Origin of the sequence: Klebsiella oxytoca (assembly GCF_009707385.1) — a bacterium.
Lineage (GTDB): Bacteria > Pseudomonadota > Gammaproteobacteria > Enterobacterales > Enterobacteriaceae > Klebsiella > Klebsiella oxytoca_C.
The window spans coordinates 5,250,192-5,263,928 of sequence record NZ_CP046115.1 but is presented as its reverse complement, the minus strand read 5'-3'; the positions used below and the strand labels follow the sequence as shown (position 1 = coordinate 5,263,928).

12 protein-coding genes are annotated in these 13,737 nt (G+C 52.4%); 5 read left to right on the top strand and 7 right to left on the bottom strand.

All coding sequences use genetic code 11. The annotated features are described in order from the left end of the window. Positions 1-20: 20 nt before the first annotated feature. The 3 genes from GJ746_RS24565 to rfaQ are packed head-to-tail and all read right to left on the bottom strand — an operon-like array spanning position 21 to position 3,318. Positions 21-1,115: a glycosyltransferase gene (locus GJ746_RS24565; RefSeq protein WP_154682504.1), complete on the bottom strand. Its 1,095-nt coding sequence runs from the start codon at positions 1,113-1,115 to the stop codon at positions 21-23. A 2-nt stretch (positions 1,116-1,117) separates the two neighbouring features. After that, on the bottom strand, positions 1,118-2,245 hold the full coding sequence (locus tag GJ746_RS24560; protein ID WP_154682503.1) for a glycosyltransferase family 4 protein: 1,128 nt from the start codon (positions 2,243-2,245) through the stop codon (positions 1,118-1,120). After that, complete coding sequence (gene rfaQ, locus GJ746_RS24555; protein ID WP_154682502.1) at positions 2,242-3,318, bottom strand: putative lipopolysaccharide heptosyltransferase III; 1,077 nt, start codon at positions 3,316-3,318, stop codon at positions 2,242-2,244. The genes GJ746_RS24560 and rfaQ overlap by 4 nt, the downstream gene beginning before the upstream one ends. A 111-nt stretch (positions 3,319-3,429) precedes the next feature. On the opposite strand from rfaQ, the gene GJ746_RS24550 reads away from it, so the two are divergent. The 3 genes from GJ746_RS24550 to GJ746_RS24540 all read left to right on the top strand — a co-directional run bounded on the left by GJ746_RS24550 (position 3,430) and on the right by GJ746_RS24540 (position 6,908). Then, positions 3,430-4,386, top strand: coding sequence for a polysaccharide deacetylase family protein (locus tag GJ746_RS24550; RefSeq protein ID WP_154682501.1), 957 nt, complete (start codon positions 3,430-3,432; stop codon positions 4,384-4,386). Between the two features lie 183 nt (positions 4,387-4,569). Beyond that, positions 4,570-5,640, top strand: a complete 1,071-nt coding sequence (locus GJ746_RS24545) for a glycosyltransferase (protein WP_154682500.1) — start codon at positions 4,570-4,572, stop codon at positions 5,638-5,640. 2 nt (positions 5,641-5,642) lie between these two features. Further along, positions 5,643-6,908 carry an O-antigen ligase family protein gene (locus GJ746_RS24540; protein ID WP_154682499.1) on the top strand — a complete coding sequence of 422 codons (1,266 nt, stop codon included), beginning with the start codon at positions 5,643-5,645 and terminating at the stop codon, positions 6,906-6,908. A 29-nt stretch (positions 6,909-6,937) separates the two neighbouring features. Here the strand turns inward: GJ746_RS24540 and GJ746_RS24535 are convergent, their stop codons facing one another. The 4 genes from GJ746_RS24535 to rfaD all read right to left on the bottom strand — a co-directional run bounded on the left by GJ746_RS24535 (position 6,938) and on the right by rfaD (position 11,140). Further along, complete coding sequence (locus tag GJ746_RS24535) at positions 6,938-8,014, bottom strand: glycosyltransferase family 9 protein (RefSeq protein ID WP_195908776.1); 1,077 nt, start codon at positions 8,012-8,014, stop codon at positions 6,938-6,940. Next, positions 8,011-9,018: a lipopolysaccharide heptosyltransferase RfaC gene (rfaC, locus tag GJ746_RS24530; protein WP_154682497.1), complete on the bottom strand. Its 1,008-nt coding sequence runs from the start codon at positions 9,016-9,018 to the stop codon at positions 8,011-8,013. Before rfaC ends, GJ746_RS24535 begins: the two co-directional genes overlap by 4 nt. A 2-nt stretch (positions 9,019-9,020) precedes the next feature. Further along, the gene (gene rfaF, locus GJ746_RS24525) at positions 9,021-10,079 is read right to left on the bottom strand and encodes an ADP-heptose--LPS heptosyltransferase RfaF (protein WP_154682496.1); all 1,059 of its coding nucleotides are present in this window, start codon (positions 10,077-10,079) and stop codon (positions 9,021-9,023) included. A 116-nt stretch (positions 10,080-10,195) separates the two neighbouring features. Further along, complete coding sequence (gene rfaD, locus GJ746_RS24520) at positions 10,196-11,140, bottom strand: ADP-glyceromanno-heptose 6-epimerase (protein ID WP_154682495.1); 945 nt, start codon at positions 11,138-11,140, stop codon at positions 10,196-10,198. A 339-nt stretch (positions 11,141-11,479) separates the two neighbouring features. On the opposite strand from rfaD, the gene kbl reads away from it, so the two are divergent. Together kbl and tdh are read left to right on the top strand one after the other, a co-directional pair. Next, a complete protein-coding gene (gene kbl / locus GJ746_RS24515; RefSeq protein WP_154682494.1) occupies positions 11,480-12,673 on the top strand; it encodes a glycine C-acetyltransferase in 1,194 nt (397 codons plus the stop codon). Between the two features lie 9 nt (positions 12,674-12,682). Next, complete coding sequence (gene tdh / locus GJ746_RS24510; protein WP_154682493.1) at positions 12,683-13,708, top strand: L-threonine 3-dehydrogenase; 1,026 nt, start codon at positions 12,683-12,685, stop codon at positions 13,706-13,708. Positions 13,709-13,737: the final 29 nt, after the last annotated feature.

Genomic DNA, 13,737 nt, shown 5'->3' with positions numbered 1-13,737 from the left:
ATCCTGGTTGAATAACGGCGTCAGGCGCTGCGCAACTGACGATACTGCTGACAAATCGACGCGACGCTGAACTTTTCCAGCGCCGATGCATCAATAGCAGGCGGGCTATGGTAAATGCTTTGCATCGTCTGAGCCAGCGCCGGGCTGTTCAGGTCCGCCAGGCCGCGCGACAGCTCACCGGTCAGAATCTCGGTCACGCCGCCGGGGCAGCGGGTGCTGGCCACCGGCGTATCCAGCAGCAACGCCTCCACCACCACGTTGCCAAAACCTTCGCTATCGGAGCTCAGGACCAGCATCCGCGCGCCTTTAATCCACGGCAGCGGGTTTTTCTGGAAGCCTTTAAACAGCACGCGATCGCCAACCTGTAGCTGCTGCGCCAGCTGGCGCAGGCGCTGCTCTTGTTCCGGTTTTCCCTGTCCCAGCAGCACCAGCGGCGCCTCGATGCCGCTTTGCGCGTAAGCCTCAATCAGGCGGTCATGGCGTTTACCGGGATGAAAGCGGCCCACGTGGATAATATAGTCGCCGTCGGGGCGCTCGCTGGGCTCTTCAGCCGCGGCGCGCAGGGCAGCGATATCAAACGGGTTATAGATGGTTTTTAGCTGGGCCGGGCGAATCGCAAACTGTTCAACCAGGTCTCTGCCGACCGCATCGGAGACGGTCACGACGTTGCGTCCCTGGTAAACGCGCTTGATCTTCTGCTGCTTCATCCAGCGGTCAAAACCGGTGCGATGGCCGAGATAAGAGGTGGAGAACACGCCGTGCAGGCAGAACCAGACGTTACGCCCGTTCAGCAGGCGGCAGCGGGAGACAATGCGGTCAGTTTTATGCAGATTCGAGAGCACCAGATCGAAACGGCCCTGCTGCTCCGCTTGATTGATAGCTGCATCAAGCTGGCGCGCGCGCCGGGATAGCTCGGTCAGCTTGCGCCACGGTTTGCGACAGCGGTCGGCGATAACCTGATAATCCAGCCCTTCCGGTAGCGGGTAATCGCAGACGTCGCGCAGGGAAAAAAGCGACACCTGCTCGCCTTCTTTAAGAAACTGTTCCGCCAGCGTCAGCACCACTTTTTCCGCGCCGCCGCCGGGCAGGCCGTCGATAACAAACAGTATGCGCATCGTTATTTCACCAAATCCTGATAAAGGGAGAGCAGCTGCGTCGAGAGGCGTTCGCTGGTGCAGGTCATGATCCGCTCACGGGCGCGTTCGCCTTCCGCCGAGCCTAACGCCCGGGCGGGCAGGGCGTTGACTGATTCCTGCAGGGCGGGGATATCCAGCGTGTCGCAAACGTAGCCGTTACTGCCCTGAACGATAAACTCCGCGCCGCCGCAGCCGGTGGTGGTAATGACCGGCAGGCCGCAGGCCATCGCCTCAAGAATGACGTTGGGGAACGGATCGTACAGCGTCGGCAGCAGCAGGCCGTCGGCCATCTGATAAAACGGCAGGGTTTCCGACTGCATGCCGAAAAAGCGCACCCGATCCTCGCAGTTCAGCGTTTTCGCCAGCTGCTGGTATCGACCCTGCTCTTTATCTTTACCTACCACCAGCAGATAGCGGTTAGTCGGTGCGATGGCGCGGATTGCCGCATCCAGCCCCTTACGCTCAAAGCCGGAGCCGACGTAGATCAGGCAGGTCGCCTGCAGCGGCAGATTCCATTTGCTGCGTAGCGCAACAAAAGCGTCTTCCGTTGGCGGCAGAAAGCGCTGGTTATCGATAGCGTTGTAGATAACGTGAATTTTTTCCGCCGGCAGGCCGAAGTCTTCAACGATCTCGCGTTTAATCATCTCCGCGTTACAAATGACGCCGCGCAGGTGCGAGTCCTGGTACATTTCGCGTTCAGCCTGCATCACATAGCGATGGTAGCGGTCGGCAAACAGCAGGCGGCTTTTCCAGCCGGGCAAAATGCGCGAGCGCTGCTGTAGCCAGCGACGATGCACGCCGTCTCCGGCGCGGTACAGGTCGCAGCCGGGGATACGCTCATGGCTTTGCACCAGGTCAAATGATTCGCGCTGCCACAGCTGGCGGGCGGCATTGGCAAATCCTCGCTCGCGGCTGATCCGCCCCCACTTGCGCGGATTACAGATATGGATGTTCCACTCGGGCTTCACCGGGCCCTGCCACTCGCGGGTGATGACGTTCAGTTCAAGGTCGCTGTCGTCGAGGGCCTCCAGCGCTCGGGAGACAAAGCGTTCCGCGCCGCCGTCCGGGCGATACTTCTGGCGTACCAGAGCCAGCCTGAATTTACTCATGCCAGTACCTTTTTCGCCGCCGCGATAACCGCGTCGGTGGGAATTAAATCGAGATAACGTTCGTCCGTGCCGGTATCGATATCATCAGGGTCGGGAATCGAGCCGAAATCCCCTGCCCAGATAACCTCGCCTTGCGCCTGCCAGGGACGCCAGAAGGTGAGCTTCGAGGGGCCGAAAAGCGCAACCAGCGGCGTACCCAGCGCAGCGGCCATGTGCATTGGCACCGAGTCGACGCCGATAAACAGACGGGCATGATCGATGACGGATGCCAGCTGGCGCAGAGTGAGCTGCCCGGAGAGGGAGTGCAGGCGAGCATTGGGGCAGCCCGCCATAATAGTGTCTATCATCTGCTTCTCTTTGGCGTCAGGGCCGGAGGTTAGTATGACCGGATAGCCCGCTGCGGAGAGAGCGTTAATCAGGGCGCTCATCCGCTCTTCGCGCCAGCATTTAAAGAACCAGCGGGAGGTCGGCTGAATGACGATATAGTTGTCCTGAAATCCTTCCGGCAGCAGCGCACGGCTGGCGAGCCAGTCCTGTTCGCTGTAGCCCATTTTCGCCGGCGCGTCGTTAATATCCAGCCCTAACGGCGCCAGAATCGACAGATTCTGCTGCACGGTGTGTAGATAATGATGCTGCTGCGTTGAGGCGAGAGCGGTATGGCAAAAACGCCACGCCGGGTGACGACGTTTCGGAAAATCAAAGCCGATACGGGTGGCCGCGCCGGTTAACTTAGTGATGATCGCGCTGGGCCACTGGTCAGCAAGGTTAAGCACCATATCATAGCGCTGCTGGCGGAGCGTACGAATCAACTGCCACTCCATTTTAAGCTGATGACCTGTTCCCTGTTTTTTCCAGCGTCGGTCAATGCCGTAAATATGGCTGATATCAGTATTTGCTGCGAGCATATCCCGGGTTTCTTCATAAAGCAGCACATCCACAATGGCGGCGGGATATTGCTGCTTTAGCGCATAAATAAGCGGGGTTATCAACAACATGTCGCCATGATGACGAAGCTTGATGACCAGGATTCGCGCCGGGTTCACGCGGCCGGAAGTGCGGTTTTCAGGCGTCATACTCTGTTCTTCATTCAGGATCCGGGTTCCGATTCTAGGGGATCAGATAGATTGAGAGAAGCGTTGTCTTGCTCTACCATGACCCGATACGTATGGCCTGAGGACGTTTTCGTGCACAAACCCGCATTTCTCATCACGATTGATACAGAGGGCGATAACCTCTGGCAAAAACATGACAGCATCACCACCGAGAATGCGCGCTATTTACCGCGTTTTCAGCAGCTTTGCGAAAAGTATGGCTTCAAACCGGTTTATTTGACCAACTATGAAATGGCCATCGACCCGGTCTATATCGAATTCGCTAAAGACGTGATTGCCCGGGGAACGGCGGAAGTTGGTATGCATCTGCATGCCTGGAACAGCCCGCCAACCGACCCGCTGACGGACGATGACTGGCGGCATAAACCGTATCTGATCGAATATAGCGATGCGGCGATGCGTAACAAAGTCGACTATATGACCCGTTTGCTGGAGGATACCTTCCAGACCAAAATGGTCAGCCACCGGGCCGGGCGCTGGGCGTTCGATGAGCGCTACGCGCGTCTGCTGGTGGAGTATGGCTATCTGGTCGACTGCTCGGTTACCCCTCGGGTCAACTGGAAAACGGCCAAGGGCGCGCCGCAGGGCGACGGCGGCACCGATTATCGCCGCTTCCCGCAGCATGCCTATTTCATTGATGAAAATGATATCAGCCGCGAAGGGCATTCCCCACTTCTGGAAGTGCCGATGAGCATTCAGTACAAGCATTCCGCGTGGATGAACGGTCTGAAACAGGGTTACGACCGTCTGCGGGGAAAAGTGCGCTCGCCGTCCGTTCACTGGCTGCGTCCGATGGGCGGCAACGTTGAGACGATGAAGAAAGTCGTGGAGCAGACGTTGACTCAGGGTAATGACTACGTCGAATATATGCTCCACTCTTCTGAGTACATGCCCGGCGGCAGCCCTACCTTTAAAAATGAGCAGGATATTGAGCGCTTATATGCCGATCTGGAGGCCTTTTTCAGCTGGCTGGCTCCACAGGTGAAAGGAATGACGCTGGCGGATTACTATAATATTAAAAAGAGATAAGCGGTTCATTTTTATGTGAACTTAGCGTTCTTATTATAATGGACTTTGATTCTTATCAGGGTAATAAAATTATAGCTATCATCTTAAACCTGACAGAAGGAGTTTATGTTAGGTTTAAGCGTATTTCCGATATTTATGATAAAATATTTAAACTAACAAAGTCACAACAATCAGAAAAAACCTATGTCTAAAAAGCAAAAAATCCTGTTCGTTGTTGACATGCTTAGCGGTAGAGGGGGCATGGAAAATGTTACCCGGCAGCTTATTTTACAGTTAAATTCTGCGCCGCAGTATTCAGCGGGGCTTTTTATTCTGAATGATGGTGGTCGTTATGCTTCCGCAGCATGGCGTGAAGGCATTGTCTGGGGACAAAGCCGGAGGGTGACGGGTAATCATAAAATATCAAGATTGTTTCATATTTTGCAGCTGGCATTTTTTATGCTGACGAATCGCCCCGATCGAATCATTGTCCTGAATACTATTCCCTGTTTGATAACCCGCCGCGCAATGACACTATCTGCAGTAAAGGCAAAATTATCAACCTGGATGCATTTACCGCCACGAGATCGGTATCGTCCACAATACCTTTTACTTGCCGAGCATCATTTTGCTATTAGCCGGGATATTGCCGAGCAGTTTTTAACGCTGGGGGCTACGCCAGAGTCAATTGACGTGGTTTTCAACCCAGTGAAAAAAAGCACAGCGGTTATCACGCGACCACAGGCGTTGAAATTGCTCTATGTAGGACGAGTTCATTTTGCTGGCCAGAAGAACCTTAAAGAACTTTTCGACGCGCTCAGTCGGCTTGAAATCCCCTGGTCGCTTGATATTGTTGGCGATGGCGAAGATCTGCCGCAATGCAAGAGTTACGTTGAGACTTTGGGATTGCAGCAGAATATCACCTGGCACGGCTGGCATGAAAATGCCTGGCAGTATATTGAAGATAATATCCGGGAAGCCTCTTGTTTAGTGCTGACCTCTACTCAGGAGGGGCTACCTTTAGTGTTATTAGAGGCAATATCCCGGGGGATTTATTGCATATCTTCAAATTGTGTCAGCGGTCCGTCTGATATCATTGTAAATGGTGTAAATGGATATTTATATGAGCCGGGAAATGTAGGCGAACTGGTAAATAATCTCACTGCTATCGGTTCTGGAGAACGTCTTCCTGAGCATGATGTTATAAAAAATAGCATCTGTGATTTTTATGAGGATGCCTATATGTCAAGGTTCAAAGACTTTTTGGAAAAATAAAAATGTCTAAGATAAAAAGCGCTATATCTCGCTCGCTAACGCCAGAAAAGGGTGTTGGAGCATTTTTCTTTTTACTTCTTATAGCTATGTCGATAGAGCTATACACTAATGGCCTGGCGCAAAAATTATTTTATTTTTCTGGCTATATATCTGTTATTTTTATTGCGTACGCGCTTATTAAAAATAGGCAGCTGTTAAGTACACTGAGGCCAGCCTTACCATTTTTGATGGCATTGTTTATTATCGGGCTGGTTCGGTATGGTTGGTTTTTGTATGCGAAAACGGATACTTCACAGTTCAGTGAGTTCGACCTCAATAATTTAAGGAATTACGATCTCGGTGGTAAACGGTTTTTACTATCGGCATTTATTTTAAGCGTAGCGATAGTTTTCTCAAAACATTTAACTGATAAAGTTATCGCGTCAGGAAGAATTATTGTTCTTGCTGGTTTAGTTATTTCCTTAGTGTATGGCATGTATGAGTTCTACTACGTGACGCATGAGAGGATAAAGTTAACCGCGGATGCTGCAAGTAGCTCATCATATATGGTTTTATTTATGTACACTACCTATCTGACGTTGTCAAAGGACGCTGTACGTAGCAAGAATCTTATTGTCGATATTTTTGCAGCGGTAATCACATTTGCACTTTTGATGTTATGTGACACCAGAGTCTCGATTCTGGCTTTTATTGGCGTGACAACCATATATTGTTTATATAATAAAAGCTTACGCTCCTGTGTTCGCAATAAGTTTTTTGTGGGTGGCTTTGTTGGACTAATTATCGTAGTTATTTCTTTAACCGGAAACCGCTGGATAGATGGTATCCATAATATCCAGAACTACAAAACCGATAGCTCCACCTCTTTAGGCGCCAGAGTGGCAATTTGGGATAGTGGATTAACATACATTGATAAACACTACGGGTTTAGCACTCCGCAGGAAAGAACAGCGTATGCACAGGCGTTTATTAAAGAAAATCATCCGGGGAATACGGAGGGATATAATAACGTCAAATATAATATGCATAATGACTTTCTTGAAACGTTAACGCTGCAGGGTATAATAGGTGTTATTTCCTTAGCTTTTATTTATATCGCTTTTGCTATTGTGGCAATTCGTCACCGAATCATGACTTCGGTGTTATTGCCATTATTTGTGCTTTTTGTTTGTGGGTTAACTGATTCAGTATTAATAAATTCTCAAACGGTGATGCTATTTTTAATATCAGTTATTATTTCAGCCTCGTTACCTGTATCTAATAAGTAAAGATGGGGAGCGAGGCTCCCCATTGAAAATTACTTTCTAATGATGCGTTGAGCCACATCGATAATTTCCTCCACCTCTATAGTGGAGATAGGATGATACTTATCGCGCGTCAAGATTTGCACTGCTTCCGGATAGCCAGGACCCCAGGTCAGGTTATTCTGAAATTTACCGTGCATGTCATTGCCATAAAGAGCAATCAGAGGCTTACGGTACGCTGCTGCGATATGCACGATAGAGGTATCTGGTGTGATGACAAGATCGGCATGTTTGACAAGTGACATTGCGCTAAACAATGAACTGTACGGGTTTTTATATACTCCGGGAGGAAGTTCGGTAGTAATTTTATTGTTTGGATCAAGGATAATTATATTATAACCAGGAAGGCGCTTTATTATTTCCTGGCAAAGCTGTTGAAGTTGATGGAGTGATAGCTCACGTTTGCTATCGGCAGCAAAAGGATTGATGACTATGTTTTTAGCTTCAGGCAGGCCTTGCAAAAAGTCGGCAACCTCGACATCAATCTCTTCAGGATAAAAAAGGTCGTATGAAGTATCAATATGCGTAAAGCCCAGCTCAGACATTAATAATGCATAACGATTAGTAATATGCTGCTGAAAGCCAGAGAAAGTTATCGATTTATTATAAACATTATACTTTTCTTTATTAAAACCAATAACATTCCGGGTGTTAATTTTCAGTAAAAACCGCAGGCTGGCAGGCGATATTTTATCGCCCATATCGATAACAAGATCGTAACTCTCGTTGGCCAGGCTTGGCGCATTGCCGTGCCGATCGTAAAGGTGAATTTTGTGGATGTAAGGGTTGTGCTTAATAGCGATGATATTGTTCGCCGTCGCTAATATATCAACGGTATAACCATTGTTATACATTTCTCGTATCAGCGAAGTGGAGACGATCATATCTCCAATTTTCCCGTCATCACGTAAAAGCAGGATTTTTGCATCTTTCTTTAATGCAAACTCTTTTTTAACTCGATGGTCCCATGTCCAACGAGCAAGGGTCATTCGTAGCGCTTTAAAAAAATAATTCCGTTTTCTGTTCCAGGCCCGTAATGTCGCAAATTTTTTCTGGTGATGAGCTTTCATTTTGTTTCTGGACTCTCGCGAAAAGAACTCAGGTCCGTAAGATGGGATGTTTCCAGCAGGTTGCATACATGCTGAGCAGAAATATCCCCCGTGCTGTTGCCACTTTCCGGACGCACGACGTGCTGATTTTTACCGTAGCCGCCAATCAGCCCCGGATCGGTCGGGCCGTAGAGCGTGAAGTTGGGTTTATCGAGCGCGGCGGTTAAGTGGCTCAACCCCGTGTCGACGGAAACCACCCCGCGCGCGCCAGCCAGCACCTGAGCAACCTGCTCCAGACTCATACGCGCCAGGACGTCGACAAAATCGTGCCCTTCCGCCAGCCGTTTGGCTCGCGCCTCTTCATGCGGCGCACCCCACGGCAGTTTAATGCGTACGCCGCTGTTGGCCAGCAGGTCGATAAGCTCCCGCCAGTTCGCTTCCGGCCAGTGTTTGTCATCACGGGTGGTGGCATGCAGGAATACCAGATATGGCTCGGCGGGCGTGTCATTCTGGCGCAAAAAATGACGGGCGATAGCGTAGTCGCCCTGGGTTTCCGGCTTGGCGTAGCCAAGGCTTTTAGCGAACAGTTCGCGGGTGCGCTCAACGGCGTGCTGCTGTTTAGCGATATGATGGCGGCGATTGTAGAACAGGCTGGCCAGCGGTTCGCGGGCGGTTTGCCAGTCCATGCCGTGCTTAACGCCGTGGGCCAGTCTTGTTACCAGCGCGGCGCTTTTCACCAGCCCCTGAGCATCAATGATGGCATCGTACTTTTCCGCCTGGATAGCCTGGCGAAATATTTTGCGCTCGGCTTTAATCGGCGCGGAAAACCACGCTTTGCGCCAACGGCGGATCGCTACCGGGATGACCCGGTCAACGGCTTCATGCCAGGAAGGGATCTGGGCGAAACCCTCCTCAACGACCCAGTCGAAACGAATGTTGGGAAAGGCCTGCGCGGCGTCGGTCAGCGCGGGTAGAGTATGCAATACGTCGCCCATGGACGAAGTTTTTACGATCAGGACCCGCACAGTCAGGCTTCCTCTGTTTCCGTTTTTTCCGTCAACAGCGCGTTCAGCTCTTCGAGTACTCGCTGTGGGGTAATATCAATCAGGCTCTGATGATAGCCTTCGGCGGCATCGCCTTTACGTACTTTGTGGTAACCGCTAATCAGGCGAATAACCCGCGCTTTATGCGACAGCGGCGGAGTGAAGTCCGGGCTGCTTGGGCCGTAGAGCGCGACCAGCGGGCGGTCCAGCGCCGCGGCGACGTGCATCAGGCCGGAGTCGTTGCTGACGACTGCTTTACAGGCGGCAATCAGAATAACGGCCTGTTCAAGCTGGGTTTCCCCGGCAAGATTGCGGCACCACGCCTGCTGTTCGGTATTCAGCGTAGCAACGATCTCTTTGCCCGCTTCATTATCCTTGGCGGAACCGAAGAGGACTATCTGATAACCGTCGTCAATAAGCTGCTTCGCCAGCTCGGCGTAGTGATAGTGCGGCCAGCGCTTAGCCGGGCCAAACTCTGCGCCGGGGCAGAAGCCGACGATCGGGCGATCGGCTGAGATATTAAATGCGCTACAGGCCTGAGATTTTTCGCCTTCATGAACCTGCAGCTGCGGCCAGAGCAGAGGCTGCGGCAGGTCTTTAGCGCAGCGCATCACCCCTTTGTCGTACGCCAGACCAACGTAGCGTTCGACCATCAGCGGCCAGGCGTCTTTATCGAGCTTGCGGGCATCGTTCAGCAGCCCGTAACGCATCTCGCCGAGCCAGCCGGTACGATGCGGTATCCCCGCGAAGAACGGTACCAGGGCCGATTTAAACGAGTTCGGCAGCACGTAAGCGCGATCGTAGCGACGCTCGCGCAGGCTGTGTCCGAGCTTACGTCGTTCGCCGAGTTCCAGCGCGCCGTGGCCGAGCGGCATGGCAATCGCTTCGTTAACTTCCGGCATGCGCGACAGCAGCGGACGGCACCACGCGGGCGCCATCACGTCAATTATCGCCTGGGGATAGCGCGCCCTGAGCGTACGATAGAGACTTTGCGACATCATCATGTCGCCCACCCATGATGGGCCCACCACCAGTATCTTCATTCATTTCATCCTTCAAGCTGTCTCTGCGTTGGCTGCCTTCGTTCACTTCAGTCACATAGTTATCCTATGTTCCTGAAGATTCACTCAGTTGCCGCCTTAATACCGCCCGAATGATTTTATGAATTCGCATGATTGTCGCGGTTGAGCCAGGCCATATATTCCGTTACGCCTTCGGCGACGGTCTTGAACGGTTTGTCGTAGCCCGCAGCGCGCAGGTTAGTGAGATCCGCCTGGGTAAACGCCTGATAGCGGCCTTTCAGCTTGTCCGGGAACGGAATGTATTCGATGCTGCCTTTCTTATGATAAGCCAGCGTCGCGTCTGCAACGGCCTGGAAAGACTCCGCGCGGCCGGTGCCGAGGTTAAAGATGCCGGAAACGCCGTTTTCCCAGAACCACAGGTTCACTGCCGCCACATCGCCGACGTAGACGAAGTCACGCTTAAAGCCATCGCTGCCTTCAAACAGTTTCGGGCTTTCGCCGTTGTTCAGCTGGGTATTGAGATGGAAAGCAACGCTGGCCATGCTGCCTTTATGGCCTTCGCGCGGCCCGTAGACGTTAAAATAGCGGAAGCCGACGATCTGCGAATTCGCTTCCGGCAGGATCTGGCGGACATATTCATCAAACAGAAACTTGGAGTAGCCATAAACGTTGAGCGGCTGCTCGTATTCGCGGGATTCGATAAAATCGCTGGTGCGTCCGCCGTAGGTCGCCGCAGAAGAGGCGTACAGGAACGGAATTTCGCGCTCCAGGCAGTAGTGCAGAACCTCTTTTGAATACTGATAGTTGTTGTCCATCATGTACTTGCCGTCCCACTCGGTGGTGGAAGAGCAGGCGCCTTCATGGAAAATAGCGTCGATATCGCCGAACTCTTCGCCCGCCATTATCTGGATCAGAAAATCTTCTTTATCCATGTAGTCGGCAATGTTCAGGTCCACAAGATTAACGAATTTGGTGCCGTCTTTCAGGTTGTCAACGACCAGAATGTCGGTAATGCCCTGGTCATTCAGCGCCTTAACGATATTGCTGCCGATAAAGCCTGCGCCGCCGGTAACGATGATCATAACTGTAGCCTTTGAAGTTGGGAGTCCAGAGACAATCCGGACATGAATACTCCTATCATATCACCACATCGACGAGGCTTCAGCCATTCGCCGATAAGGGGGATGTAGCTCGTGATTTATGCTGCAAATAATTCATGCAGTAATGCATCATCTCGTATCAGCGTATATCTTTAGGTAATATACCCGTCATACATCAAGTTACAGGTACGTTGGTTTTCCTCGCTCACCCCAGTCACTTACCAGAGTAAGCTCCTGGGGATTCGCTGCGTCACCGCCTTCCTGCAACTCGAATTATTTAGGGTAATATGTGCCAAATTTTGCCGAATCTGGAGAGTTGTAATGCGTGGTGATTTTTACAAACAGTTAACCAATGACCTTAATACCGCGCGTGCGGAAGGGTTGTTCAAAGAAGAACGTATTATCACTTCGGCTCAGCAGGCGGATATCACCGTCGGCGGTAGCCAGGTAATTAACTTCTGCGCCAATAACTATCTGGGCCTCGCGAACCACCCGGAGCTGATTGCCGCAGCGAAAAGCGGGATGGATAGCCACGGTTTCGGCATGGCCTCCGTGCGCTTTATCTGCGGTACTCAGGACAGCCATAAGGCGCTTGAGAAGAAACTGGCCGATTTTCTCGGTATGGAAGATGCGATTCTGTACTCTTCCTGCTTTGATGCCAACGGCGGCCTGTTTGAAACCCTGCTTGGTGCGGAAGACGCGATTATCTCCGATGCTCTGAACCACGCTTCTATCATCGATGGCGTGCGCCTGTGTAAAGCGAAGCGTTTCCGCTATGCCAACAACGACATGCAGGAGCTCGAAGCTCGCCTGAAAGAGGCCCGCGAAGCCGGCGCGCGTCATGTGCTGATCGCCACCGACGGCGTGTTCTCAATGGATGGCGTGATTGCCAACCTGAAAGGCGTCTGCGATCTCGCGGATAAATATGATGCGCTGGTGATGGTTGACGACTCACACGCCGTTGGTTTTGTCGGCGAAAACGGTCGCGGTTCCCATGAATACTGCGACGTGATGGGCCGCGTCGATATTATCACCGGTACGCTTGGTAAAGCGCTGGGCGGCGCGTCCGGCGGCTATACGGCAGCACGTAAAGAAGTTGTCGAGTGGCTGCGTCAGCGCTCGCGCCCATATTTGTTCTCCAACTCGCTGGCGCCGGCAATTGTCGCCGCCTCCATCAAAGTTCTGGAGATGGTGGAAGCCGGCAGCGAGCTGCGCGACCGCCTGTGGTCTAACGCGCGCCTGTTCCGCGAAAAAATGTCCGCCGCAGGATTCACACTGGCGGGCGCCGATCACGCCATTATCCCGGTGATGCTCGGCGAGGCCACCGTGGCGCAGAAGTTTGCCAGCGAGCTGCAAAAAGAGGGTATTTACGTCACCGGATTCTTCTATCCGGTGGTACCAAAAGGCCAGGCGCGTATCCGTACCCAGATGTCTGCGGCGCATACCCCTGAACAAATTGAACGTGCGGTGGAAGCCTTTACCCGCATCGGTAAACAACTGGGCGTGATTGCCTGAGGGTGTGAGATGAAAGCGTTATCCAAACTGAAGGCGGAAGAAGGCATCTGGATGACCGATGTACCGGAACCGGAAGTCGGCCACAATGATTTGCTGATTAAAATCCGCAAGACCGCGATTTGCGGTACCGATGTGCATATCTATAACTGGGACGAGTGGTCGCAAAAGACTATTCCGGTTCCGATGGTGGTAGGTCATGAATACGTCGGCGAAGTCGTGGGTATCGGTCAGGAAGTGCGCGGTTTTAAGCTTGGCGACCGCGTTTCCGGCGAAGGGCATATTACCTGCGGCCACTGTCGTAATTGCCGTGCCGGGCGTACGCACCTGTGCCGCAATACGACGGGCGTTGGCGTCAACCGTCCAGGCTGCTTTGCCGAGTATCTGGTGATCCCGGCATTTAACGCTTTTAAAATCCCGGACAATATCTCTGACGATCTGGCGTCGATTTTCGACCCGTTTGGCAACGCAGTGCATACCGCGCTCTCTTTCGATCTCGTCGGCGAGGACGTGCTGGTTTCCGGCGCGGGTCCAATCGGCGTGATGGCAGCCGCGGTGGCGAAGCACGTCGGCGCGCGTAACGTCGTGATCACCGACGTTAATGAATATCGTCTGGAGCTGGCGCGTAAAATGGGCGTCACCCGGGCGGTAAACGTTTCGCAAGAGAACCTTAACGATGTGATGGCTGAGCTGGGCATGACTGAAGGTTTCGACGTGGGGCTGGAGATGTCCGGCGCGCCGCCAGCCTTCCGCACTATGCTGGATACCATGAACCACGGTGGGCGCATCGCTATGCTTGGTATTCCGCCGTCGGATATGTCGATCGACTGGACCAAAGTCATTTTCAAAGGGCTGTTTATCAAAGGGATTTATGGCCGCGAAATGTTTGAAACCTGGTACAAGATGGCCGCGCTCATCCAGTCCGGTCTCGATTTGTCGCCGATTATCACGCATCGCTTTGGCATTGATGACTTCCAGCAGGGCTTTGACGCTATGCGCTCCGGCCAGTCCGGGAAAGTCATCCTGAGCTGGGATTAATTCCATCCTGGCTGGCATTTAAAAAGCGC

Excerpts from the sequence above, each read along its gene's own strand:
- GJ746_RS24545 (WP_154682500.1), top strand. The coding sequence starts at position 4,570 with ATGTCTAAAAAGCAAAAAATCCTGTTCGTTGTTGACATGCTTAGCGGT.
- kbl (WP_154682494.1), top strand. The coding sequence starts at position 11,480 with ATGCGTGGTGATTTTTACAAACAGTTAACCAATGACCTTAATACCGCG.
- rfaD (WP_154682495.1), bottom strand. The coding sequence starts at position 11,140 with ATGATCATCGTTACCGGCGGCGCAGGCTTTATCGGCAGCAATATCGTT.
- rfaF (WP_154682496.1), bottom strand. The coding sequence starts at position 10,079 with ATGAAGATACTGGTGGTGGGCCCATCATGGGTGGGCGACATGATGATG.
- GJ746_RS24535 (WP_195908776.1), bottom strand. The coding sequence starts at position 8,014 with ATGAAAGCTCATCACCAGAAAAAATTTGCGACATTACGGGCCTGGAAC.
- GJ746_RS24565 (WP_154682504.1), bottom strand. The coding sequence starts at position 1,115 with ATGCGCATACTGTTTGTTATCGACGGCCTGCCCGGCGGCGGCGCGGAA.
- GJ746_RS24540 (WP_154682499.1), top strand. The coding sequence starts at position 5,643 with ATGTCTAAGATAAAAAGCGCTATATCTCGCTCGCTAACGCCAGAAAAG.
- GJ746_RS24560 (WP_154682503.1), bottom strand. The coding sequence starts at position 2,245 with ATGAGTAAATTCAGGCTGGCTCTGGTACGCCAGAAGTATCGCCCGGAC.
- rfaQ (WP_154682502.1), bottom strand. The coding sequence starts at position 3,318 with ATGACGCCTGAAAACCGCACTTCCGGCCGCGTGAACCCGGCGCGAATC.
- tdh (WP_154682493.1), top strand. The coding sequence starts at position 12,683 with ATGAAAGCGTTATCCAAACTGAAGGCGGAAGAAGGCATCTGGATGACC.